25 protein-coding genes are annotated in these 24,557 nt (G+C 59.2%); 21 read left to right on the top strand and 4 right to left on the bottom strand.

The features are described from left to right. The first annotated feature begins 19 nt into the window (after positions 1-19). From VGK14_RS04830 to htpG, 17 genes are all read left to right on the top strand, one after another. The gene (locus tag VGK14_RS04830; RefSeq protein WP_331507799.1) at positions 20-760 is read left to right on the top strand and encodes a flagellar basal body rod protein FlgF; all 741 of its coding nucleotides are present in this window, start codon (positions 20-22) and stop codon (positions 758-760) included. Between the two features lie 19 nt (positions 761-779). Further along, positions 780-1,559, top strand: coding sequence for a flagellar basal-body rod protein FlgG (flgG, locus tag VGK14_RS04825; protein ID WP_331507798.1), 780 nt, complete (start codon positions 780-782; stop codon positions 1,557-1,559). Positions 1,560-1,569: 10 nt separating this feature from the next. Continuing rightward, complete coding sequence (locus VGK14_RS04820; protein WP_331507797.1) at positions 1,570-2,295, top strand: flagellar basal body L-ring protein FlgH; 726 nt, start codon at positions 1,570-1,572, stop codon at positions 2,293-2,295. Between the two features lie 15 nt (positions 2,296-2,310). Beyond that, the gene (locus tag VGK14_RS04815; RefSeq protein WP_331507796.1) at positions 2,311-3,417 is read left to right on the top strand and encodes a flagellar basal body P-ring protein FlgI; all 1,107 of its coding nucleotides are present in this window, start codon (positions 2,311-2,313) and stop codon (positions 3,415-3,417) included. Further along, positions 3,417-4,313 carry a flagellar assembly peptidoglycan hydrolase FlgJ gene (gene flgJ / locus VGK14_RS04810; protein WP_331507795.1) on the top strand — a complete coding sequence of 299 codons (897 nt, stop codon included), beginning with the start codon at positions 3,417-3,419 and terminating at the stop codon, positions 4,311-4,313. The genes VGK14_RS04815 and flgJ overlap by 1 nt, the downstream gene beginning before the upstream one ends. A 171-nt stretch (positions 4,314-4,484) precedes the next feature. Then, entirely contained in the window at positions 4,485-6,419 is a 1,935-nt protein-coding gene (gene flgK, locus VGK14_RS04805) for a flagellar hook-associated protein FlgK (RefSeq protein WP_331507794.1), read from the top strand. A 2-nt stretch (positions 6,420-6,421) separates the two neighbouring features. Continuing rightward, on the top strand, positions 6,422-7,705 hold the full coding sequence (gene flgL, locus VGK14_RS04800; RefSeq protein WP_331507793.1) for a flagellar hook-associated protein FlgL: 1,284 nt from the start codon (positions 6,422-6,424) through the stop codon (positions 7,703-7,705). A 98-nt stretch (positions 7,706-7,803) separates the two neighbouring features. Beyond that, positions 7,804-9,597 (top strand): translation elongation factor 4, encoded by a 1,794-nt coding sequence (lepA, locus tag VGK14_RS04795; RefSeq protein WP_331507792.1) that lies wholly within the window; start codon positions 7,804-7,806, stop codon positions 9,595-9,597. Positions 9,598-9,741: 144 nt separating this feature from the next. After that, positions 9,742-10,488 carry a signal peptidase I gene (gene lepB / locus VGK14_RS04790; protein WP_331507791.1) on the top strand — a complete coding sequence of 249 codons (747 nt, stop codon included), beginning with the start codon at positions 9,742-9,744 and terminating at the stop codon, positions 10,486-10,488. A 15-nt stretch (positions 10,489-10,503) separates the two neighbouring features. Continuing rightward, the gene (locus tag VGK14_RS04785; protein ID WP_331507790.1) at positions 10,504-10,878 is read left to right on the top strand and encodes a DUF4845 domain-containing protein; all 375 of its coding nucleotides are present in this window, start codon (positions 10,504-10,506) and stop codon (positions 10,876-10,878) included. A 1-nt stretch (position 10,879) separates the two neighbouring features. After that, complete coding sequence (gene rnc, locus VGK14_RS04780; protein ID WP_331507789.1) at positions 10,880-11,554, top strand: ribonuclease III; 675 nt, start codon at positions 10,880-10,882, stop codon at positions 11,552-11,554. Further along, the gene (gene era, locus VGK14_RS04775) at positions 11,547-12,449 is read left to right on the top strand and encodes a GTPase Era (RefSeq protein ID WP_331507788.1); all 903 of its coding nucleotides are present in this window, start codon (positions 11,547-11,549) and stop codon (positions 12,447-12,449) included. Before rnc ends, era begins: the two co-directional genes overlap by 8 nt. Positions 12,450-12,595: 146 nt before the next feature. Next, a complete protein-coding gene (gene recO, locus VGK14_RS04770) occupies positions 12,596-13,318 on the top strand; it encodes a DNA repair protein RecO (protein WP_331507787.1) in 723 nt (240 codons plus the stop codon). Positions 13,319-13,461: 143 nt separating this feature from the next. Then, a complete protein-coding gene (gene pdxJ / locus VGK14_RS04765) occupies positions 13,462-14,232 on the top strand; it encodes a pyridoxine 5'-phosphate synthase (RefSeq protein WP_331507786.1) in 771 nt (256 codons plus the stop codon). Continuing rightward, complete coding sequence (acpS, locus tag VGK14_RS04760) at positions 14,229-14,606, top strand: holo-ACP synthase (RefSeq protein ID WP_331507785.1); 378 nt, start codon at positions 14,229-14,231, stop codon at positions 14,604-14,606. The genes pdxJ and acpS overlap by 4 nt, the downstream gene beginning before the upstream one ends. A 95-nt stretch (positions 14,607-14,701) precedes the next feature. Next, entirely contained in the window at positions 14,702-15,034 is a 333-nt protein-coding gene (locus tag VGK14_RS04755) for a DUF5684 domain-containing protein (RefSeq protein ID WP_331507784.1), read from the top strand. Positions 15,035-15,121: 87 nt separating this feature from the next. Then, entirely contained in the window at positions 15,122-17,026 is a 1,905-nt protein-coding gene (gene htpG / locus VGK14_RS04750; RefSeq protein ID WP_331507783.1) for a molecular chaperone HtpG, read from the top strand. A gap of 45 nt (positions 17,027-17,071) precedes the next feature. On the opposite strand, the gene VGK14_RS04745 is transcribed toward htpG, so the two are convergent. Beyond that, complete coding sequence (locus VGK14_RS04745) at positions 17,072-17,713, bottom strand: DUF47 domain-containing protein (RefSeq protein WP_331507782.1); 642 nt, start codon at positions 17,711-17,713, stop codon at positions 17,072-17,074. Between the two features lie 10 nt (positions 17,714-17,723). After that, positions 17,724-18,755, bottom strand: a complete 1,032-nt coding sequence (locus VGK14_RS04740; protein WP_331507781.1) for an inorganic phosphate transporter — start codon at positions 18,753-18,755, stop codon at positions 17,724-17,726. Between the two features lie 159 nt (positions 18,756-18,914). Between VGK14_RS04740 and VGK14_RS04735 the strand changes: the two genes are divergently transcribed. The 4 genes from VGK14_RS04735 to VGK14_RS04720 all read left to right on the top strand — a co-directional run bounded on the left by VGK14_RS04735 (position 18,915) and on the right by VGK14_RS04720 (position 23,095). Beyond that, a complete protein-coding gene (locus tag VGK14_RS04735) occupies positions 18,915-19,121 on the top strand; it encodes a hypothetical protein (RefSeq protein ID WP_331507780.1) in 207 nt (68 codons plus the stop codon). Next, a complete protein-coding gene (locus VGK14_RS04730) occupies positions 19,111-19,263 on the top strand; it encodes a hypothetical protein (protein WP_331507779.1) in 153 nt (50 codons plus the stop codon). Before VGK14_RS04735 ends, VGK14_RS04730 begins: the two co-directional genes overlap by 11 nt. Positions 19,264-19,512: 249 nt before the next feature. Then, complete coding sequence (locus VGK14_RS04725) at positions 19,513-21,885, top strand: phosphoketolase family protein (protein ID WP_331507778.1); 2,373 nt, start codon at positions 19,513-19,515, stop codon at positions 21,883-21,885. 154 nt (positions 21,886-22,039) lie between these two features. Beyond that, positions 22,040-23,095 carry an acetate kinase gene (locus tag VGK14_RS04720; protein ID WP_331507777.1) on the top strand — a complete coding sequence of 352 codons (1,056 nt, stop codon included), beginning with the start codon at positions 22,040-22,042 and terminating at the stop codon, positions 23,093-23,095. Positions 23,096-23,157: 62 nt separating this feature from the next. Here VGK14_RS04720 and VGK14_RS04715 read toward each other — a convergent pair whose 3' ends face one another. Together VGK14_RS04715 and tldD are read right to left on the bottom strand one after the other, a co-directional pair. Then, on the bottom strand, positions 23,158-23,475 hold the full coding sequence (locus VGK14_RS04715; protein WP_331507776.1) for a DUF2934 domain-containing protein: 318 nt from the start codon (positions 23,473-23,475) through the stop codon (positions 23,158-23,160). A gap of 97 nt (positions 23,476-23,572) precedes the next feature. Beyond that, on the bottom strand, positions 23,573-24,557 hold a 985-nt coding region (gene tldD / locus VGK14_RS04710; RefSeq protein ID WP_331507775.1), incomplete at its 5' end, for a metalloprotease TldD.

Raw genomic sequence — 24,557 nt, 5'->3', positions numbered from 1 at the left:
CTGATCGTCGATAGCTGACATGGATCGATTGCTTTATATCGCGATGAACGGCGCCAAGCACAGCCTGCTGCAGCAGGCTGTGACGACGCAGAATCTGGCCAATGTTTCCACCAATGCCTACAAGGCGCAAAGCAGCGCATTCCGCGCGTTGCCGGTATATGGGGCGGGAGCGCCGACCCGCACGTTCGTCGTGGATTCCACGCCGGGAGCGGATCTTTCCAGCGGCGTGATACGTACAACCGGTCGTCCGCTGGATGTGGCGGTGCAGGGGCGCGGCTGGATCGCGGTGCAGGATGCGAAGGGCGGCGAAGCTTATACCCGTAACGGCAGCCTGCAGATCGCCGCCGACGGCACGCTGGTTACCAGCAACGGGCTGACTGTGGTGGGTGACGGCGGACCAATCTCGGTGCCCACCGATTCCGAGCTCACCATTGGCAAGGACGGTTCCGTTTCCGTGGTCAGCAATAACCAGTTCAATGCAATAACCACCATAGGTCGCATCAAGCTCACCAATCCGGCGGATACCGATATGGTGCGCGGCGACGACGGCCTGTTCCGGCAGCGGAACGGCCAGCCGGCAGCGGCGGATGCCGGCGTCAACCTTGCCAGCAGCGCGCTGGAGGCGAGCAACGTCAGCGCGGTGGACGCGCTGATCAGCCTCATCGATCAATCGCGTTTCTTCGATATGCAAATCAAGCTGATGCAGAAGGCCGACGAGAACGCCAACCGCGCTGCTCAGGTGATGAGCCTGACTGCTTAACGAATAGAGGAAAAGAATCATGCTTAGATCACTGTGGATTGCCAAAACCGGGATGGAATCCCAGCAAACCAATATCGACGTTATTTCGCACAACCTGGCCAACGTCAGCACCAACGGCTTCAAGCGCTCGCGCCCCGTATTCGAGGACCTGATTTATCAAACCCTGCGCCAGCCCGGCGCGCAAGCCACGCAACAAAGCCAGATTCCATCGGGGTTGCAGTTGGGAACCGGCGCCCGCCCGGTCGCTACCGAGCGTATCCATATCCAGGGCAATGTGCAGCAGACCGGCAACCCGCTCGATCTGGCCATCAACGGCAACGGCTTTTTCCAGATCCGGCAAACGGACGGCACGCTGGCCTATACCCGCGACGGTTCTTTCCAGGTTAACAGCGAAGGCACGGTAGTTACCGCCAACGGCGATGTCCTGCAGCCACAAATCACCATCCCGTCCGACGCGGTGTCGGTAACGATCGCCAAGGATGGCACCGTTACCGTATTACAGGCCGGAAACACGACTTCCACCCAGGGGCCGATCCAGCTCTCCAATTTCATCAATCCGGCCGGCTTGCAGAGTGCGGGCGACAACCTGTATCTGGAAACGGTGGCTTCCGGCACGCCGAATACTTCGAACCCGGGCATCAATGGACTGGGCAATGTCAACCAGGGGTTCGTCGAGACCTCCAATGTCAACGTGGTGGAAGAACTGATCAACATGATCACCGCGCAGCGCGCCTACGAAATCAATTCCAAGGCGATCCAGGCCTCGGACCAGATGCTGCAGCGGCTGGTGCAGCTGTAAGGGGAGCATCATGAACGGATTGCGTAATTGTTCGATACTGCTGGCGCTGCTGGTGCTGGCGGGGTGCAACACCGATCCTTCCACCTCGGTGCGCCAGCCGATGACGATACGCCCCAACCCGCAACCGCCCGCCGCGCAGGCGGATGGCGCGATTTACCATGCCGCCAACAGCCGTCCGCTGTTTGAAGATCGGCGTGCGCGCTTCGTCGGCGATACGCTGACGGTGACCCTGGTGGAAAAAACCGCAGGCAGCACCAGCAGCGCGGACAACTCGAACCACACCGGCTCCGCGGCTGTGAATATTGGTACGCCGACCATATTGGGCTACACCCCGAGAGGGCCGTTTTCGGTTCCGCTTCCCGGCGGCAACAATAATTTCGGCAACCAGACCAACCTGAACACCAGATTTACCGCCAACTCGGCGATCAAGAGCGACAACAAGGACAGCAACAGCAACAGCAACAGCTTCACCGGTAGCATAACCGTGACCGTGATCGAAGTGCTGCCCAACGGCAACCTGATGGTGAGCGGCGAAAAGCAGATCGCGATCAACAACAATGCTGAGTTCATCCGGCTTTCCGGAGTGGTCAACCCGGTTAACATTACTTCTGGCAATGTCGTGAGCTCTACCCAGTTGGCGGATGCGCGTATCGAAAACAAGGAAAAACAGAGCATGGACACCGCACAGATCGTCAGCATGCTGTCGCGTTTCTTTGTCGCGCTGCTGCCGTTCTAGGCTAAAGGAGCGAACATGAAAACCATCGTAAAAATTCTGGTCGGACTCCTGGGGCTGGCGCTGTTTGCCGGGCAGGCCCAGGCCGAGCGCATCAAGGATATCTCGACGCTGCAGGGCGTGCGCAGCAACCAGCTGGCGGGTTATGGCATCGTGGTGGGCCTGGACGGTACTGGCGACCAAACCACGCAAACGCCGTTCACGGTGAGCAGCATCATCAGCATGCTGGGGCAGATGGGCATCAATATTCCGGCCGGTACCAGCCTGCAGTTAAAGAACGTCGCCGCGGTGATGGTGACTGCGGACCTGCCGGCATTCGCCAAGCCCGGCCAGAATATCGATATTACGGTTTCCTCGATCGGCAACGCCAAAAGCCTGCGTGGCGGTACGCTGGTGATGACGCCGCTCAAGGGCGCGGACAACCAGGTCTACGCGATGGCGCAGGGCAATCTGCTGGTGGCCGGTGCCGGCGCTTCGGCGGGCGGTTCCAGCGTGCAGGTCAACCAGCTGGGCGTAGGGCGTGTGCCGGCCGGCGCCACGGTGGAGCGCATGGTGCCGACCAGCCTGGGTCAGGGCGGTTTTATCAATCTGGAACTCAACAGCGCCGATTTCACAACTGCGACACGGGTGGTGGAAGCAATCAACCGCAACTTCGGGCCGGGTACCGCCGTGGCCGTCGATGGCCGCCAGGTACGGGTGGCGGCGCCGGCAGATAACAATCAGCGCGTGGCTTTCCTGTCGCGCGTGGAGAATCTCTCGGTTGCTCCCGGCGAAGACATCGCCAGGGTAATTCTCAACGCCCGCACCGGCTCCATCGTCATGAACCGCGAAGTGCTGCTGGATACGGTCGCCGTCGCCCACGGCAGCCTGTCGGTGGTCATCAGCAGCGAGCCGCTGGTCAGCCAGCCAAACGCTTTGTCGCAGGGCCAGACCGTGGTGAGCGAGCAGGCACAGATCGAAATCAAGGAAAAGAAGGGCGAGCTGGTCATGCTGCGCGCCGGTGCCACGCTGGGCGAGGTGGTGAAGGCGCTCAATGCGGTCGGCGCCACACCGCAGGATTTGCTGGCGATATTGCAGGCGATCAAGGCTGCCGGCGCATTGAAAGCCAATTTGGAAATCATCTGATGGCTCTTGCCGCGCCGATTTCCAACCAGCTGGCATCCAATCCGCAGGCGCTGGATGGCCTGCGCAAACTGGCCAATTCCGCCGATTCGACAGAAGGCATCAAGGCGGCGGCAAAGCAGTTCGAGTCTTATTTCCTACAAATGATGCTGCGCTCCATGCGCGAAACGGTATCCCAGGATGGCTTGTTCGATAGCCAGGAAACGCGCTCTTTTACCGAAATGCTCGACCAGCAGGTATCGCAAAATATCTCGCAGAGCCGCGGTTTCGGGCTGGCCGATATGCTGGTGACCCAGATCGAACGCCAGTTGCCGCAGGCGAACGGCAAGACGGCGATCGTCAAGCCGGTGTCCTACGATCTCGCTCCGGTCGGAACGGAAGCCAGGCTGCCGCAAGCGAAAGAGGCTCCCGCGGCTACGCCATCAGCCGGCGGTTTCGTCGACAAGCTATGGCCGCATGCCGCCGAAGCTGCGCAGTCGCTCGGCGTCGCACCGCATTTGCTGTTGGGGCAGGCGGCGCTGGAAAGCGGCTGGGGCAAGCATGAGCTGAAAGGTGCCGATGGCAGCAACAGCCACAATCTGTTCAACATCAAGGCCGGGTCCAACTGGAAGGGCGCCACCGTGGAAAAGCAGGTCACCGAATATGTGAACGGCAAGCCGGTGCAAACGGCGGAAAAATTCCGCGCCTACGGCTCGTATGCGGAAGGGTTTGCCGATTATGCCAGGTTGCTCACAAGCAATCCGCGGTACTCGGGCGTGCTCAACCGGGACGCCGAAGGCTTCGCGCAAGGCCTGGTGCAGGGCGGATTTGCGACCGATCCTGGGTATGCCGACAGGCTGCTGCGTGTGATCAACAGCCAGGCAATGCGTTCGCAACTCGCCGCTGCGGAAACAGCCTGAACAGGCTTGCCGCAAAACCGGCAAGATTTGCCTGATGGTTTTTCTGGATGATTTTATCTTTTTGAATTTGAAGAATAAATTAATTGGTATGTTTTCTGCTGGTAACTGTCGCCGGGCTTAAGTTTGCCCTGGATTTGCCGTTAATAAAAACATGCAACGGATGACTGAATCATGAGCTTCTACAGTGTAGGCATCAGCGCCCTCAATGCTGCCCAGCTTGGCATGTCGACGACCGGGCATAATATCGCCAACGTCAGCACGGAAGGCTACCATCGCCAGCAAATCGTGCAGTCCACCAATATCGCAACCCTCACCGGCAACGGTTTTGTCGGACAGGGCACGCAAGTGGATACGATCAAGCGAGTGTACAGCGAGTTTCTCGATGCCCAAGTGCTACAAGGGCAGGCGCAAAGCGCGCATCTCGACGCCTATCTTGGGCAAATCAAGCAGATCGACAATATGCTCGCGGACTCGAACGTCGGCCTGTCGCCGGCATTGCAGACCTTCTATAGCGCGGTCGGTGATGTTGGGGCGAACCCGCAAGCGGCGGCTTCGCGCCAGGCTTTGCTGAGTAATGCCAGTGCACTGGTGACGCGTTTCCAGACACTGTCGCAGCGCGTTACCGAGATTCGAAATGGCATCAATAGCCAGATCGCCGAAGGTGTAACGCTGGTGAATTCCTATGCCAAGCAGATTTCCGATCTCAACGAACAAATAGTGCTACAGGTCGGCACTACCAGCCAGCCGCCAAACGACTTGCTGGACCAGCGAGAGAAGCTGGTTTCGCAGCTGAATTTGCAGGTGAAGACGACTACCGTCAAGCAGAATGACGGTAGTTACAATGTATATATCGGTAACGGCCAGCCGCTGGTAGTAGGTCAGCAGGTATACAAACTTGCCGCAGTCCCATCGCCGGAAGATCAGCAGCGTATCGAAGTGGCCTATCAATACGCATCGGGAAACACACTGCTGGGAGCTGGCAGCTTGACTGGCGGAAGGCTGGGCGGCTTGCTGGATTTCCGCAATAATTCACTGGACGCAGCCCAGAATGCGCTGGGGCGTGTGGCTATGGGGCTGGCCCAGACCTTCAACGATCAGCACAAGTTGGGCCAGGACCTGGCCGGCAATCTTGGAGGCGACTTCTTCAGCGTACCGTCGCCTACGGTGATCCCCAGCACCGGCAATACCGGCGCCGGCTCCATTACCGCATCTTTGTCCAACGTGCAGGCGCTGACTACCAGTGACTATCGGATTTCGTATAACGGCACCAACTATACGGTGACCGATCTGGCTGCCAACACCAGCACCATGGGCTTGACGGCGGCTGCATTGGCAACGGCAATTCCTGGCCTGACATTGGCAGTGGGAGCGGTGCCGGCGGCAGGCGATATCTTCACGATCCAGCCGACCCGCTATGCCGCGCGCGACATTGCATTGAGCAGCAATATCAACACCACGACGATCGCAGCTGCGGCGCCTATTCGCACCGCGGTGACGTCCACCAATACCGGCAGCGGCAAGATCAGTGCCGGCACGGTGAATACCGGCACGCCGGTGACGCCCAATCCCGCGCACCCCAGCACCGACCTGAATCTGCAGCAGCCCGTGACGATTACCTTCAACAGCCCTGCCACGAATTTTACCGTAAGCGGCACCGGTGTCGGTCTGCCCGCAACCGTTGCCTATACCGCAGGAGCCAATATCAGCTTTAACGGATGGACAGTGCAGATTACCGGTGCGCCGGCGGCCGGGGATAAGTTTACGGTCGGCCCCAACACCAATGGCGTATCCGATAACCGCAATGCGCTTGCGCTGGCGCAATTGCAGACGAAAAATACCCTGGTGGGCGGCACGGCCACATTCCAGGGCGCTTATAGCCAGTTGGTAAGCCAGGTCGGCAATAAAACCGCCGAAACCCAGGTAACCAGCACGGCCCAGACCACCTTGGTGGATCAAACCAAAACTGCGCAGCAGGCACTTTCAGGCGTTAACCTCGACGAAGAGGCGGCCAACCTGTTGCGCTATCAGCAGGCATATCAGGCGGCGGGCAAAATGCTGCAAATAGCTGCTTCCCTGTTTGATACTCTGCTGGCTATTGGGAGGTAGATATGCGCATCAGTACCAGCATGCTTTACGATCAGGGCACCGTTTCTGTCCAGAACCAATATGCCGACCTGCTTAAAATCCAGCAGCAGATGTCCACCGGCCGGCGCATCCTGGCCCCATCGGACGATCCCATCGCCGCGGCGCACAGCCTGGACGTGGGACAATCGCAAGCCGCCAATGAACAGTTCATCCGCAACAGCAACAATGCGACCAGCGCCCTGCAGTTGCAGGATTCGGTATTGAGCGATACGGGCGAGTTGTTGCATCGCATACGCGAGCTCACGGTCAATGCCGGCAATCCCACTCTGAGTGCCGCCAACCGCAGCAGCCTGGCATCCGAGCTGCAAACCAATTACGACCAATTGCTGGCCATGGCCAATACCAATGACGGCAACGGCCAATACCTGTTCTCGGGATATAAAGGCGGCACCCAGCCGTTTTCCGAAACCTCGCCCGGAACCGTGGTCTACAATGGCGACCAGGGACAGCGCCTGATTCAAATCAGTTCGTCGCGCCAAGTGCCGGTGAGCAATTCCGGCGCCGACATATTCCAGCTGATTCATAACGGCAATGGAACCTTCGTCACGGCCGCAGCTGCCGCCAATACCGGCACCGGCGTGGTCAGCCCCGGTAATGTGCTGGACCCTGCCGCCTGGAACAGCGCGAGCAACAACAAGAACCTCACGGTCAAGTTCTACGTGAACAGCGGCGTGACGCCATCCGTGACTACTTACGATATCGTGGACAATGTCAGCGGCAACTCTTTGTTGACCGGCGTCGCTGCAGCCGCGGGACCGTATCCGCGTACCTATACCAGCGGTAACACGATCAGCCTCAAGTCCCAGGGCGCGGAGCCGGCGTTCGATCTGGGCGCCGAATTGAGCGTCAGCGGCGACCCGGCGACAGGCGATACGTTCAGCGTCAAGGCCAGCACCAACCAGGATATTTTTACCACGCTGTACAGCCTGATAACGTCGCTTAAGAGCAACGGCAACAATGCGGCGATTACCAACGCCAACAATACAGCGCTATCCAATATAGACCAGGCACAGGACAAGCTTTTCACCGTGCGCGCAGCGGTCGGTTCGGCGATGAAAGAGGTGGAGGCGCAGCGCAACACCAATGACGACCTGGCCGTGCAATACAAATCCACGCTCAGCAACTTGCAGGACCTGGACTATACCAAGGCCATCAGCGACCTGACTCAGAAGCAGGTGGCGCTTGAGGCGGCGCAAAAATCTTTCCTCAAGATACAGGGGCTGTCATTGTTTAACTTCATCAGCTAACAAGCTTACTGCGCGATTCTCGGGATTGCGGTAAAATTGCCGCCTGAACAATCCGTTATCTGAATAAGGGCGCTTCGGCGCCCTTCTTGTTGGCTTACATGAAGAATATCCGCAACTTTTCCATTATCGCCCACATCGACCACGGCAAATCAACGCTGGCGGATCGCATCATCCAGCTATGCGGCGGCCTGTCCGACCGCGAAATGGAAGCGCAGGTACTGGATTCGATGGACCTGGAGCGCGAGCGCGGCATCACCATCAAGGCGCAGACTGCGGCACTCAACTACAAGGCGCGCGATGGACAAATCTACAACCTCAACCTGATCGATACGCCGGGGCACGTGGACTTTTCCTACGAGGTCAGCCGTTCGCTCGCCGCCTGCGAAGGCGCGCTGCTGGTGGTGGACGCGTCGCAGGGCGTCGAAGCGCAGAGCGTGGCCAACTGTTATACCGCGATCGAGCAGGGCGTGGAGGTGGTATCGGTGCTGAACAAGATCGACCTGCCTTCCGCCGACCCCGAGCGCGTGATCCAGGAAATCGAGGATATCATCGGGGTGGAAGCCACCGACGCGGTGCGCTGCTCGGCCAAGACCGGCGTAGGCGTGGAAGACGTGCTGGAAGCCGTGGTGGCCCGCATTCCGCCGCCCCAGGGCGACCCGGAGGCTCCGCTCAAAGCGCTGATCATCGACTCCTGGTTCGATAATTACGTCGGCGTCATCATGCTGGTGCGGGTGGTGGACGGCAGGCTCAAGCCCAAGGACAAGATCCGGCTGATGGCGTCCGGCGCGCAGCATCTGTGCGAGCAGGTCGGCGTATTCACGCCCAAGTCGCGGCAACGGGAAAGCCTGTCCGCGGGCGAAGTGGGCTTCGTCATCGCCGGCATCAAGGAGCTGGCCAACGCCAAGGTGGGCGACACCGTGACATTGGCGGACCGCCGCGCCGAGCAGCCGCTGCCCGGCTTCAAGGAAATCAAGCCGCAGGTGTTCGCCGGGCTCTATCCGGTGGAATCCAACCAGTACGAAGGGCTGCGCGACGCACTGGAGAAACTGCGCCTCAACGACGCCAGCCTGCAGTACGAGCCGGAAGTGTCGCAGGCACTGGGCTTTGGCTTCCGTTGCGGCTTCCTGGGCCTCTTGCACATGGAAATCGTGCAGGAACGCCTGGAGCGCGAATACGACATGGATCTCATCACCACCGCGCCGACGGTGGTGTACGAGGTGCTGACCCGTGCCGGCGACGTGCTGCGCGTGGAAAATCCGTCCAAGCTGCCCGAACCGTCGCGCATCGAGGAAATCCGCGAGCCCATCATCACCGCCACCATCCTCATGCCGCAGGAGTACGTCGGCCCGGTGATGACGCTGTGCAACAACAAGCGCGGCGTGCAGAAGAACATGCAGTACATGGGGCGGCAGGTGATGCTGACCTACGAGATGCCGCTCAACGAAGTGGTGATGGATTTTTTCGACAAGCTGAAATCCACTTCGCGCGGCTATGCTTCGCTGGACTACGAGTTCCTGGAGTTCCGCGCGGCGGATCTGGTCAAGCTGGACATCATGGTGAGCGGCGAGAAAGTGGATGCGCTGTCGCTGATCGTGCACCGCGCCAACAGCCTGTACCGCGGACGCGAGCTGGCTTCCAAAATGCGCGAGCTGATCCCGCGCCAGATGTTCGACGTGGCGATCCAGGCCTCCATCGGCGCCAATATCATCGCGCGCGAGACGGTGAAAGCGATGCGTAAGAATGTGCTGGCAAAGTGCTACGGCGGCGATATTACGCGCAAGAAGAAGCTGCTGGAGAAACAGAAGGAAGGCAAGAAGCGCATGAAACAGGTGGGTAACGTGGAAATTCCGCAGGAAGCCTTCCTGGCCATATTGCGAGTCGAGGACAAGTAGTGGCACCTCTAGAAAATCCAATTTTCGTCGCCATACGGCGTTGCTCGCAAAAAATTGCTCCTTACATATCAGATATATGCTGCGCCGCCATTTTTCGCTCGCGCCTTGTCTGGCTTAGAAACTTGAATTTTTAGAGGTACCCCGATGAATTTCGCCCTGTTTATGCTGATCGCGCTGCTGCTCACCGGCGGCATCTGGCTGCTCGACCACCTGTGGCTGCGCAAATCGCGTGCGCTGGGCGCCAAGGAGCCGGTTCTGGTCGAATATTCCAAGAGCTTCTTCCCGGTGATTCTGGCGGTATTCCTGATCCGCTCCTTCCTGGTGGAGCCGTTCAAGATTCCGTCGGGCTCGATGATGCCGACCTTGCTGGTGGGCGATTTTATCCTGGTCAATAAATATACTTATGGCTTGCGCGTGCCGGTGCTGAACAACACTTTCCTTGAAGTAAAGCACCCGCAGCGCGGCGAGGTGATGGTGTTCCGTTTTCCCAAGGACCCTTCGCTGGACTATATCAAGCGCGTCGTGGGCCTTCCGGGCGATCGCATCGAGTACCGCAACAAACAGATCATGGTCAACGGCCAACCGGTGGCGCAGCAGGAAAACGGCTATTATGAATACGTTGCGCCGGGACTCAACCAGGTCAGCGTGCGCCGCTTGCAGGAACAGCTGGGCGAGCACAGGCACGACATCCTGATCGACGACAACAATCCCGCGCTCGACGGCGAGATCACGGTGCCGGAAGGCCAGTATTTCGTCATGGGCGACAACCGTGACAACAGCAACGACAGCCGTTTCTGGGGTTTCGTGCCGGATCGCAACGTGGTCGGCCGCGCGTTCATGATCTGGTGGAATTTCGATAATTTGGGCAGAATTGGTACCACCATCAAATAAAGGGGAAGCAATGCCATGAATAATCAGCGCGGAATGACGTTTATCAGTCTCGTGGTCATGATCGCCGCCATCGTTTTTGTCGCCATCATCGGCATGAAGCTGTGGCCGGCTTACAGCGAATATTTCGCGGTGAAGAAAGCTTTTGCTTCCCTGAAGACGCAACTCACGGCCAATGATATGAATAAGGCGGACATCGTGGCTGCGTTCGACAAGCAGGCGACCATAGACGACATCAAGAGCATACAGGGCAAGGATCTGGTCGTCGAACAGGTCTCGGGACATGCCGTGGTGTCGGTCGAGTATTCGGTGGTGGAGCCGCTGGTGGGCAATGTCAGCGCGCTGGTTGATTTCAAGCTTTCTACCGACGCCAACGCAACCAAGGTCGAATAGCGTGAACGGGCTGCCGCACCTGGCCGCCCGTCTCGGCCATCAATTCCGGCAGCCCTCGCTTTTGCGACAGGCGCTGACCCACCGCAGCCACGGCGGAATCAACAACGAACGCCTGGAATTTCTCGGCGACAGTGTGCTCAACTGCGTAGTCGCCAGTCTGCTCTACAACAATTTTCCCAAACTGCCGGAAGGCGACCTGAGCCGGCTGCGATCGCATCTGGTCAAGGAGTCCACGCTGAGCGAGCTGGCGACCGCACTCGATATCGGTAGCTGCCTGCTGTTGGGGGAGGGGGAGCTGAAAAGCGGCGGCTGGCGTCGGCCGTCGGTACTTGCCGATGCGCTGGAGGCCATCATAGGCGCGATTTTTCTGGATGGCGGCTTTGCCGCGGCGGCTGCGACAGTCACGCAACTCTACCAAAGCCAGCTGACCGATCTGGATCCCCAGCGGCTGGGAAAAGACCCGAAAACACTGCTGCAGGAATACCTGCAGGGACGCAAGCTAGCCCTGCCTCAGTACACCGTGCTGGCAACTCAGGGCGAAGCGCATTGTCAGACTTTCCGTGTCGAGTGCAGCATTCCGGCACTCGGCATCAATACTCAAGGCGAGGGCGGCAGCCGCCGTGCCGCCGAACAACTGGCGGCGCAGGCCGCCTACGAGGTCGCATCACATGCCTGAGAACGAATCCCGCTGCGGCGATTTCCGATGCGGAACGATCGCTATCGTTGGTCGCCCCAATGTCGGAAAATCGACGCTGCTTAACCATATTCTGGGCGTCAAGCTCAGCATTACTTCGCGCAAGGCACAAACCACGCGCCATCGCATGCTGGGCATCCATACGACAGATGACGCCCAGTACCTGTTCGTCGATACTCCCGGCTTCCAGTTGCGCCACGTCAATGCGCTCAATCGCAACCTTAATCGCACGGTGCAGCAGGTACTGTCCGAAGTCGACGTGGTGCTGTTCGTAGTCGAAGCGAAACATTTCGGCGATGCCGACCGCAAGGTGATGGCCTTGCTGCCGAAGAACCGCCCGGTGCTGCTGGTGGTCAACAAGGCCGATACGCTGGAGGACAAGACGCAGCTGCTGCCGTTTATCGAAGAGTTGGCCCCGGAGTTCGCTTTTGCCGAGGTGGTTCCGGTCAGCGCCAAGCGCGGCCTGGCACTGGACGAACTGCTGCATGTGATACGAGGTCATCTGCCGCAACAGCCGGCGATCTATGGCGAGGACGAACTGACCGACCGCAACGAACGTTTTCTGGCAGCAGAAATTCTGCGCGAAAAAATATTCCGCTTGCTGGGCGAGGAAGTGCCTTACTCGGTTGCCGTCGAGATCGAAAAGTTCGAGCAGGATGGCAGTCTCCGGCGTATTCATGCCGCAATCATCGTCGATAAGGAAAACCAGAAACCCATCCTGATCGGCAAGGGCGGCGAAAAGCTCAAGCGCATCTCCAGCGAGGCGCGCCAGGATATGGAAAAACTGTTCGACGGTAAGGTCTGGCTGGAAACCTGGGTCAAGGTCAAAGGCGGCTGGGCGGACGACGAGCGGGCGCTGAAAAGCTTAGGATACTAAAGATATTTGCCGCCGATGAACGCAGATGAAGTGTTCCAACTTTCCGGCAATTTTCTGGAAAGGTTTGCGAGCCATATGAGAAATTTTGTCGAGTTTAATATTGTTATCGGCGTTCATCGGCGTTCATCGGCGGTTAATTTTTTCTTATGAGCGTCTCCAACGCGCGACAGGATCAGCAGCCGGTCTACGTGCTGCATACCTACCCGTTCCGCGAAACCAGCCTGGTGGTGGAGCTGTTTTCGCGCCGGTTCGGTCGTGTCGCTGCAATCGCCAAGGGCGCGCGTCGGCCGCGTGCGGCGATGCGCGGCATGCTGCAATCGTTTCAGCCGCTGGTGGCTACCTGGTCCGGAAAAGCGGAATTAAGGAGTCTGCACGGGGTCGAATGGCGGGGCGGCTTGCATGTGTTGCACGGCCAGGCGCTGATCTGCGGGTTCTATCTCAATGAGCTGATGTTGCGCCTGCTTCCGCGCGAAGACGCCCACGAGACATTGTTCGAGCATTACGAAGCAGCACTGCGGGCCTTGGCGCAGAATGATCCGCAAAGCGTGGTGCTGCGCCGTTTCGAGAAGCGCCTGTTGCAGGAACTGGGCTATGCGCTGCCCCTGGCGCACGAGGCCGACAGCGATGCGGCAGTCGAACCGGACCGGCTGTATTGCTACGTCGCGGAACGCGGCCCGGTGCGCCAGGAGGGGGCGGAAAGCGGTGTACAATTGCTCGGAAAGACCCTGCTGGATATGGGGCTCGACGATTATTCCGATCCCATCACCCTGCAGCAGAGTAAGCAGTTGATGCGCACGCTGGTGAGCCATTACCTGGGCGAAAAGCCATTACACACCCGACAACTTTTAATAGACCTCCAACAGCTATGAAAGGAATGCAAAACACTTCGCTCTCGATTGCGGCGTTGCAAGCCATGCCCAAAATCTTCATTTACTCTAATGTAAACTCCGATTTTGGCCATGTCTTGCGCCTTGCACTCCCATCGCTCGGGTGTTTTACATAAGTGTTTTTTATGATACGTTTAGGCATCAATATCGACCACGTCGCAACCATCCGCCAGGCGCGCGGCACCCGCTATCCCAGCGTGGTGCAGGCGGCGTTGCGCGCCGAGCAGGCGGGGGCGGATGCGATTACCCTGCATTTGCGCGAAGACCGGCGCCACATTCAGGACGCCGACGTGCATACTTTGCGCGGCCTGCTGCAAACGCGCATGAACCTGGAAATGGCGGTGACCGACGAGATGGTCGGCATCGCGCTTGCGGTCAGGCCGCAGGACGTTTGCCTGGTGCCGGAGCGGCGCGAGGAACTGACCACCGAGGGCGGGCTCGACGTGGTGAAGTATTTCGACAGGGTGAAAAACGTCTGCCAGCGCCTGAATGATGCCGGCATCCGCGTCTCGCTATTCATCGACCCCGACGAGGCGCAGCTCGATGCTTCCAAGGCAGCCGGCGCGCCGGTGGTGGAAATCCATACCGGGGCCTTCGCCGATGCCGAAATCGAAACCAGGCGCGAGGCGGAGCTGAACCGCATCAGGAATGCCGTGGTGCATGGCGCATCCTTGGGGCTGGCGGTCAATGCCGGCCATGGCCTGCACTATCATAACGTGCAGCAAATCGCTTGCCTGCCCGGCGTGGAGGAACTTAATATCGGCCATGCGATCGTCGCCCATGCGCTGTTCGTCGGCTGGGACAACGCGGTGCGCGAAATGAAAACCCTGATGGTGGCCGTCAGCGACAAAAGCGATTTGCAGCTTGCCGCCCTGCATTCGCTCAAAACTTCATGATTTACGGGATAGGCACCGATATTGTCGAAGTTTCCAGAATCGAGGATGCACTCGCGCGTTTCGGCGAAGCTTTCGCCCAGCGTATCCTGAACTACCGGGAATGGATGGCTTTCGAACAATCGCACACCAAACCACGCTTTCTCGCCAAGCGCTTCGCCGCCAAAGAAGCTTTTGCCAAGGCGCTGGGAACCGGCCTGCGCGCGCCGGCCACATTGCAGAACATAGGCGTGACCCATGACGATCTGGGCAAGCCCATGCTCGACCTCGCGCCGGAACTGCAAGCCTTGCTGGACCGGCGCGGCATCCATTGCCAGCATCTCACCATCAGCGACGAGAAGGCGCTGGCGGTAGCCTTCGTCGTGCTCGAGAGCTGATTTCGGCCCAAATACACGGTGGTGATTGAGTGTAATCTTCAGTAAGCGTATCTTCCTGTTTGCAGTATATTTTTCACAATGACAAGGAGGAAATCATGGGTCTGATCTGGTTGCTGGTGCTGGCGGCCGTGCTGGCCGGGATGTGGAAAGTCTTCGAGAAGGCCGGGCGGCAAGGCTGGGAGGCGATCGTACCGATTTATAATCTGTACGTGCTGACACTGATCGTGGGCCAGCCGTGGTGGCTGGTGATACTGAGCTTGATTCCCATTGTGGGTATCCTGGTCATGGCTTTCCTGGCTTTCAAGCTGGCGGAACGCTTCGGCCAGGGCATCCCGTTCGCCATCGGCATGATATTCCTGCCGTTCGTGTTCTATCCCCTGCTCGGTTTCGGTGACGCCCAATACAGCCCTCCCGCGGCTGCGGAATAACCTTATCTTCCCCGGCCGGAGGCTCTTGAAATTCCGGCCGGGCGCCCCTATTTTATGATTATTCATACCACGAACGAAGGGGAACCCATGTCCGCAGAAACCACGATGAACAAAGAAACACTGGGCTTTCAGGCCGAGGTCAAACAACTGCTGCACCTGATGATCCACTCCTTGTACAGCAACAAGGAGATCTGCCTGCGCGAACTGATTTCCAACGCCAGCGACGCCGCCGACAAGCTGCGCTTCGAGGCGCTTTCCGACACCGCGCTGTTCGAGAGCGACAGCGATCTGAAAATTCGCATCGCCTTTGATAGAGCCGCGCGCACGCTGACCGTTTCCGACAACGGTATCGGCATGAGCCGCCAGGAGGTCATCGACAACATCGGCACGATTGCGAAATCCGGCACGCGCGAATTCTTCGCCCAGCTTTCCGGTGACCAGAAGAAAGACGCCAGCCTGATCGGCCAGTTCGGCGTCGGTTTCTACTCGGCGTTCATCATTGCCGACAAGGTCACGCTCACCACCCGCCGCGCTGGTCTGACCGCCGAGCACGGCGTGCGCTGGGAATCCGCCGGCGAGGGTGACTACACGCTGGAAATGGTGGAAAAACCCGCGCGCGGCACCGAGATCGTGCTGCATCTGCGCGAAGGCGAGGACGAGTTCTTAAGCGACTGGAAGATCAAATCCATCGTCCGCAAATATTCCGACCATATCACCTTGCCTATCATGATGAAAAAATCCGAGTGGAAGGACGGCGAGGAAGTGCCGACCAGTGATGACGAAACCGTCAACCAGGCTTCCGCGTTATGGGCTCGCGCCAAGAACGACATCAGCGACGATCAGTACGATGAGTTCTACAAGCACGTCGCACACGACTTTGAAAAACCGTTAGCCTGGTCGCACAACCGCGTCGAGGGCAAGCAGGAATATATCTCCCTGCTGTATGTGCCGGGGCGCGCCCCGTTCGATCTTTACGACCGCGAACGTCGCCACGGCATCAAGCTCTATGTGAAGCGCGTGTTCATCATGGACGACGCCGAGCAGCTGATGCCGCAATACCTGCGCTTTGTGCGCGGGGTGATCGATTCCGCCGACTTGCCGCTTAACGTTTCGCGCGAAATCCTGCAGGCCAGCCGCGAAATCGACGGCATCCGCGCCGGTTCGGTGAAGAAGGTGCTGGGCCTGCTGGAAGATATGGCGGATAACGAGCCGGAAAAGTACGCAACGCTCTGGAAGGAGTTCGGCCGCGTGCTCAAGGAAGGTCCGGGCGAGGATTTCGGCAACAAGGAAAAAATCGCCGGCTTGCTGCGCTTCGCCTCCACCCATGCCGATAGCGATGAAGAAAGCGTTGCGCTCAAGGACTACATCGCTCGCATGAAGGATGGCCAGGACAGGATTTACTACGTTACCGCCGACAGTTTCGCCGCCGCCAAACATAGCCCGCACCTGGAGATTTTCCGCAAGAAGGGCATCGAAGTGCTGCTGCTGTCCGATCGCGTGGACGAATGGCTGATGTCCAGCCTCACCGAATTCGACGGCAAGAAATTGCAATCCGTGGCCAAGGGCGACCTCGACCTGGGCGAGCTGGAAGACGAGGCCGAGAAGGAAGAGCAGAAGAAGGCCGAAGACGCATTCAAGCCGCTCACCGAAAAAATCCAGGCCACGCTGGGCGATGCGGTGAAGGAAGTGCGTGTGACACACCGCCTGACCGATTCCCCCGCCTGCCTGGTCAGCGGCGAGCACGACATGTCGGCGAACCTGGAGCGCCTGCTCAAGGCCGCCGGGCAGAAGGCGGCTTCCAGCAAGCCTACGCTGGAAATCAATCCGCAGCACGCATTGGTGGCCCGGCTCAAGAACGAGGCCGACGAGGTGCGGTTCTCCGACTGGGCGCATTTGTTGTTTGAACAGGCCCTGCTGGCCGAAGGTGGTCAACTGGAAGATCCGGCATGTTTCGTACGGCGGTTGAACGGGCTGCTGACGCTGTTGAAATAGCAACCGAAAAAGGCCGCGAATCGCGGCCTTTTTATTGCGGCAGTTTCAGCTGATCTTCACCACAATGTCGTGCAGCGTATTGGCGCAGGCGGCCATGCGGTCTGCCGCGTAAGCCAGGTGGCGGTAGATTTCGCGGCGTTTGAACATATTGATGTAGTCGTCGCCCTGCAGCAATTCCGGCAGGGCTCTGCGGTAAAGTTTTTCCACCCGGCGTTCCGCCTTGCGGGCGGCATCCGCATCCAGCGCGGCGGTTGCGGGTGTTTTGGCCAGTTTGGCGAAGCCGTTGGCCAGTGACTCGGCGCCTTCGCGGATCAGTTTGGCCATGTCCAGCATGAAGTGGTCCGGCGTCAACTCCAATGCCGCCATTTCGCTATAGGTGGTCTTGCAGTAGTTCACCACTTCGTCGAGATCGGTGATCGCGCGGTAGATGTCTTCGCGGTCGATCGGCGTCGAGAAGGCCTCGTTCAGGGCATGGATGTTGCGCACCTTGATGATGTCCGCGTCGTGCTCGTCCTGCTTGAGCGTATGGCCGACCTCGGGGTCGCCGGTTTCCATGAATTCCACCAGGCGGTCGACCGAGCGCGTGACGTGGATGCTCTGCTCCATCAGCATCTGAAAGAAATCCGGTGTTTTCGGAAACACCCGTTCGAGGATGGCGGTGAGTATGGATCGTGATTCTTCGCTCATGATCTGGGCCTCAATTAAATATGCGAACGACGAGATAGCCGGCGCTGGACATGAGTGCCGCGCCCGGAATGGTGATCAGCCAGGTGGTGACAATGTCGCGCGCCTTGGCCCAGCGTACCGCTTTGGGCCGTTCGGATGCGCCTATGCCCATGATGGAGGTGGCGACGACATGGGTGGTCGAGACCGGCGCTCCCATCATGGAAGCGCCGAAAATCAAGGTTGCGGAAGTCAGCTGGGAGTCCAGCGCATGCAGCGGCCGCACCTTGTAGATGGCGAAACCCAGCGTACGCACGATACGCCAGCCGCCGGACAGGATGCCGAGCGTAATCGCCCCGGCACAGGCGAACATGACCCACAGCGGCACCTCGAACTTGTCGATGAAACCGCCCAGCAGCAGCACCAGCGTCAGGATGCCCATGCTTTTCTGCGCGTCGTTGGCGCCGTGCGAAAAAGCCAGGCTGGCCGCAGTCACAAACTGCAGGTTGCGCAGATTGCGGTTGATCGACGGGCGCGCGCCGCGCAATAGCAGCAGCATCAGCCGGTGCAGCCAGAAGCTGAACCAGAAACCGAGCAACGGCGACAGTATCAGCGCCATGAGCACCTTGGCGACGCCGGTCAGATGCCCGTGCGTCAGTTCGGAAAACCCCCAGATTACATGATCCGTGCCAGCCGCCAGCATGACCACGCCTGCCAAGCCGCCCACCAGTGCGTGTGAAGACGAGGAAGGGATGCCGCGCCACCATGTGAGCAGGTTCCAGGCGATTGCACCGCCCAGGCCGCACAGCAGCACCGTGAGCGCCGCCTGTTTGCCGAGGTCGTCCAGCACGATGAATTTGCCTATGGTATTGGCTACCGCGGTGCCGCCCAGCAGGGGGCCGAGAAATTCGAAAAAGCCGACGATGACGACGGCCTGCACCGGCGTCATCGCGCGCGATGCGATCACCGTGGCGATCACATTGGCGGCATCGTGAAAGCCGTTGGTGTAGTCGAAAAACAACACAATGAAGATCGCCAGAGTGGCAAGAATCAAGACCGCGTCCATACTGGATGTTCTGTACCTGAAGCCCCTAATTCTCGTCAGCCTATCATAAAAGATCACGAATCCTTCACAATATCGGGATGATTAGATCCTCTTTAAGGGTACAATAACAACAAACACATACCGGTTAGAGACATTAATCGCCACAGTAGGAAAGTTGCAATGAAAACCATCATGCTCGTCGACGATCCCGCGACGATTGCATCGTCCACATCTGATCACCGCACGGCAAGCTGGCGTTTTATCGAATCCGTCAACGATCTGCCGGAAGACACCATGCGGCTGGGCGATATCCTGATCGGCAGCAAGCCCGCGCGCGAGCACCGATCGTTTCCAGCCAGCCTGACCGACAGCGAATTTGCAGCCTGATCTCGGCCGGGATTATCGGCTGCCGACAAGATCCATCTCCGTCTTCGATGTCGCCAAGCGCAACATTACCGCGCTGCGTGGCCATGTCGAAGTGGAAGGCGAAGCAGGCAAAAGTTCACCGAAGCCTTTGCCCGGCGCCTGATCAGCCTGTGCCGGATCGAGGTGGGCGCCAGGCACAAGACCGTGTCTCTCCGACACGCTCGGCGGCAAGCACATGTTGATCAAGAGTAACGGCACGCAATACCATGCGTGCTGGGGCGGTGTGCGAAGAACTGCCTGTGGAAACGGCAATATCTCCTCAGCCATCGGGCAGATAGGCCGGCCGGAGCAGCATTGCTTTATTATGGAACAATAACGTCGATGCATTATCAATTATCAGAGGGCCCAGTCCATGACCACGAATAATCAACCGCTTTCCTCCGATGAGCTACAGAACATCAATGCTTACTGGCGCGCCTGCAATTACCTCGCCGCCGGCATGATCTACCTGCGCAACAACCCTCTGCTCAGGGAGCCGTTGCAGCCGGAACACATCAAGAGCCGCCTGCTGGGCCACTGGGGTGCGAGCCCGGGCTTAAGCTTCAGTTATATTCATATGAACCGGCTGATCAACAAATACGATCTCGATGCGATTTTTCTTGCCGGCCCCGGCCACGGCGCCCCCGGCGTATTGGCACCGACCTACCTGGAAGGCACTTACAGCGAGATCTACCCGAACAAAGGCGAGAATGAAGACGGCATGCTGCAGTTCTTCAAGGAATTTTCCTTCCCCGGCGGCATCGGCAGCCACTGCACGCCGGAAACGCCGGGGTCGATCCACGAAGGCGGCGAACTGGGCTACAGCATCTCGCATGCTTTCGGCGCGGCTTACGACAACCCCGATCTTTTGGTGACAGTGGTAGTGGGCGACGGCGAATCGGAAACGGCGCCGTTGGCAACCTCTTGGCATTCCAACAAATTCCTCAACCCGATCCGCGATGGCGCGGTGCTGCCGATCCTGCATCTCAACGGCTACAAGATCAACAACCCGACGCTGCTTTCGCGCATCTCGCACGAGGAGCTGGAAAACCTGTTCAAGGGCTACGGCTGGAAACCTTATTTCGTCGAGGGCTCCGACCCCCTGATCATGCATCAGGCGATGGCTGCGACCATGGAGGCCTGCGTGCTGGAAATCCGCCGCATCCAGCAGCAAGCCCGCGAGAGCGGCAAGCCGATACGCCCGCGCTGGCCGATGATCGTGCTGCGCTCGCCCAAGGGCTGGACCGGCCCGAAAGAGGTCGACGGGCACAAGGTCGAAGGCTACTGGCGCGCGCACCAGGTGCCTCTCGGCGGCGTGCAGGGCAACCCGGCGCACTTCAAGCAGCTGGAAGAATGGCTGCGCGGCTACAAGCCGGAAGAGTTGTTCGACGCCAACGGCCGGCTGGTTCCGCAGCTCAGGACTCTGGCCCCCCAAGGCCAGCGCCGCATGAGCGCCAATCTGCACGCCAATGGCGGCTTGCTGCGCAAGGCCTTGCGCATGCCGGACTTCCGCGACTACGCGATCGGCGTAACCAAGCCCGGCACGATGAGCGCCGAGAATACCCGCCCGCTGGGCAAGCTGCTGCGCGATATCATGCGTCAAAATATGCATAATTTCCGCGTTTTCGGCCCCGATGAGAACTCCTCCAACAAGCTCGACGACGTTTATGAGGTCAGCAAGAAAACCTGGCTGGCCGACTATTTGCCGGAGGATGCCGATGGCGGTGAACTCTCGCCGGACGGGCGCGTGATGGAGATGCTCTCCGAGCACACGCTGGAAGGCTGGCTGGAGGGCTACCTGCTCACCGGCCGCCACGGCTTCTTTTCCACCTACGAAGCTTTCGTGCATGTGATCGATTCGATGTTCAACCAGCATGCCAAATGGCTGGCGATGTCCAAGGAAGTGCCGTGGCGCGCGCCGGTGTCGTCGCTCAACCTGCTGATCACCTCCACCGTATGGCGTCAGGACCACAACGGCTTCACGCACCAGGACCCGGGATTTCTCGACGTGGTGGTGAACAAGAGCCCGGACGTGACGCGCATCTACCTGCCGCCCGACGTCAATTGCCTGCTGTCGGTAGCCGAGCATTGCCTGAACAGCACCAACTACATCAACGTCATCGTCTGCGACAAGCAGAAGCACCTGCAGTACCTGGACATGGATGCCGCGGTCAAGCATTGCACCAAGGGCATAGGCATCTGGGAATGGGCCAGCAACGACAACGGTGTCGAACCCGATCTGGTGATGGCCAGCGCCGGCGATATTCCAACCAAGGAGGCGCTGGCAGCGGTAGTGTTGCTGCGCGAGAATTTCTCCGGTATCAAGGTTAGATTCGTCAACGTGGTCGACCTCTACAAGCTGACGCCGGATTCGGAACATCCGCACGGCCTGTCGGACAAGGATTTCGACAGCCTGTTTACGCTGGACAAACCCATCATCTTCAATTTCCACGGCTATCCGTGGCTGATTCATCGCCTGGCCTATCGCCGCAACAATCACAACAACCTGCACGTGCGCGGCTACAAGGAAAAAGGCAGCATCAATACGCCGCTGGAACTCGCGATCCAGAACGAAATCGACCGCTTCAGCCTGGTGATCGACGCGATCGACCGCATCCCGGCATTAAAGGTGGCCGGCGCCCACGTCAAGGAAAAAATGCGCGACCAGCAGATCGAATGCCGCAACTATGCTTACGAGCACGGTACCGACCTGCCCGAGATCGACAGCTGGACCTGGCCTTATTGAAATTAACCGCCGATGAACACGGATGGACGCCGATAAAATGCTCGCACTGCAATGCAATACCTTTAGCAACCAATATCATGTTAGCTGGCGGTAGATCGCACCAATGGAAGTTTCCGCGTTTATCGGCGTCATCCGCGGTTGATTATTTTTTGAAATGAACAAGTCCATACTCACGATCAACAGCGGTTCGTCGTCGCTGAAGGCATGCCTGTTTTCGCCCGATGGCGCCCGCCGCGATTTCCGCTATGGCCATATCCGTTCTCCGCAGGAGGCGTTCGACCAGCTGATGCGGGATCTGCACAGCGATATGCCGGCCATCGTCGGCCATCGCTTCGTCCACGGTGGAGATATCGATCAGCCGGCCAGGGTAATAGACGCTGGGGAACGCGCAAGGCTGGAGAGCCTGGTCCATCTGGCGCCGCTGCATATGCCGGGCAACCTGCTGGGTGTGGATTTATGCCTGGCGCGGTTCCCGGTGCCGCAGGTAGCGTGTTTCGACACCGCATTCCACGCCACGATGCCGGAATTGGCAAAAAGATTTCCGATTCCGGCTGATCTTGGTTTGCACCGTTTCGGTTTCCATGGCCTCAATTACGGCCATGTCGCCAGGCGATTGCCGGAAATCCTCGGCGATGCCGCACGCGGCCGCATCGTCGTCGCTCATTTGGGCAGCGGTGCGAGCTTGTGTCTGATGGAAAATCTGCAATCGATGGATACCACGATGGGTCACACCCCGGCGGGCGGCATCGTGATGGGCACCCGCAGCGGCGACCTCGACCCCGGTGTGATGCTGGAATTGGCACGGCGTTACGATCAGGCCGCGCTTGCCGACCTGGTGTACCACAAGATGGGACTGCTGGCGCTGTCGCAAGGCGAAAGCTCGGAAATGAACGATCTGGTGGAAAGCTCCAGCGCCCCGGCAAGGTTCGCGGTCGCTTATTTCTGTCGCCAGGTACAGGCGGCGATAGGCGCTTTTGCAGCCAAGGCCGGCGGCATCGATGCGTTGGTGTTTAGCGGCGGCATCGGCGAGCATTCGGCTGAAGTGCGGGCCGAGATATGCTCGAATCTGCGTTTCATCGGTTTCGAACTCGACGCGGAAGCGAACCATGCCCATGCGCTACGCATCGGGCGCGCCGGACACAGGCCGGTGCTGATTATCCCCGCGGATGAGGAGAAAATGATCCGCGACCTGTGCCTGGAGTCGTTGTAACGTTCTGCGCAGGCGGCGGCATAACAGTGTTGCCGGCAAAAAACCGGCAACACCAAGCAGGATTATTTGAGGATGGTCAGGATCTGAGCCTCGGCTTGCGCCCAGTAGGATTTGGAATCTCCGGCAAAACCGTTGCGCTCGGCAATGAAATAGGCAGCGGTCTGGATCATCCGGTACAACTCTTCCGGCCCCGGTTTCAGCTTCTTGGCGGGCTTGGGTGCGGCAGCCTTGCGTGGAGCGGCGGGTTTCTTCGGCGCAGCAGCTTTTTGAGGAGCAGTTGCAGGCTTTGCCGCGGTGTTGCCGGCCGTACTCTTTTTGGGAGCGGCGACAACCTTGGGAGCTGCCTTTTGGGCGGCGTTCTTGGTTTTTGCTTCAGCCATGATGGCGTCCTTTCCTAGGGTTTGCAAAGTGACTACGGGGATAATAATTAAACGACAGTCCTTTAGCAACCAAAAACCAATATTTTTAGAAGGCCATTCAGGTGCCGGTGCCGCCTACCGTGAGCCAATCGATACGCACCGTGGGCTGTCCGACGCCTACCGGCACGCTTTGGCCTTCCTTGCCGCAGGTACCGACACCGCTATCCAGCGCCATGTCGTTGCCTATCATCGATACGCGCGTCAGCACATCCGGCCCGTTGCCGATCAGGGTCGCCCCCTTGACCGGGTAGGTCAGCTTGCCGTCCTCTATCATCCAGGCTTCCGCGGCTGAAAACACGAATTTGCCGCTGGTGATGTCCACCTGCCCGCCGCCGAAGTTGACGGCGTACAGCCCTTTTTTGACCGATTTGATGATTTCCTGCGGGTCCTTGTCGCCGTTGAGCATGCAGGTGTTGGTCATGCGCGGCATCGGGATGTGCGCGTAGGATTCGCGCCTGGCGTTGCCGGTAAGGCCGGCGCCCATCAGGCGCGCGTTGAGCGAATCCTGCAGATAGCCTTTCAGGATGCCGTTCTCGATCAGCATCGTGGATTGCGTGGGCGTGCCTTCGTCGTCGATATTGAGCGAACCGCGGCGGCTGGCGATGCTGCCGTCGTCCACCACGGTAACGCCGTTCGCCGCCACTTTCTGGCCGATGCGGCCGGAAAATGCCGAACTGCCCTTGCGGTTGAAGTCGCCTTCCAGCCCGTGGCCGATCGCTTCGTGCAGCAGGATGCCCGGCCAGCCGGAGCCCAGCACCACGGTCATGCTGCCGGCCGGGGCAGGGCGGGCGTCGAGGTTGGTTACGGCCTGGTGCACGGCTTTTTTCGCGTAGTCGTGCAATACCTCGTCGGTGAAATAAGCGTAATCGAAGCGCCCGCCGCCGCCTGAGCCGCCTTGCTCGCGGCGGCTGTCCTGTTCGGCGATGACCTGGATGGAAACGCGCACCAAGGGACGGATGTCGGCCGCCATCATGCCGTCGAAGCGGGCGATCAGCACCACCTCGTATTCCGCCGCCAGCGAGGCCGTGACCTGGGTGACGCGC

The sequence above is a fragment of the Novimethylophilus sp. genome (assembly GCF_036504375.1).
Classification (GTDB): Bacteria; Pseudomonadota; Gammaproteobacteria; order Burkholderiales; family Methylophilaceae; genus Novimethylophilus.
This window is presented reverse-complemented; position numbering and strand designations above follow the sequence as displayed.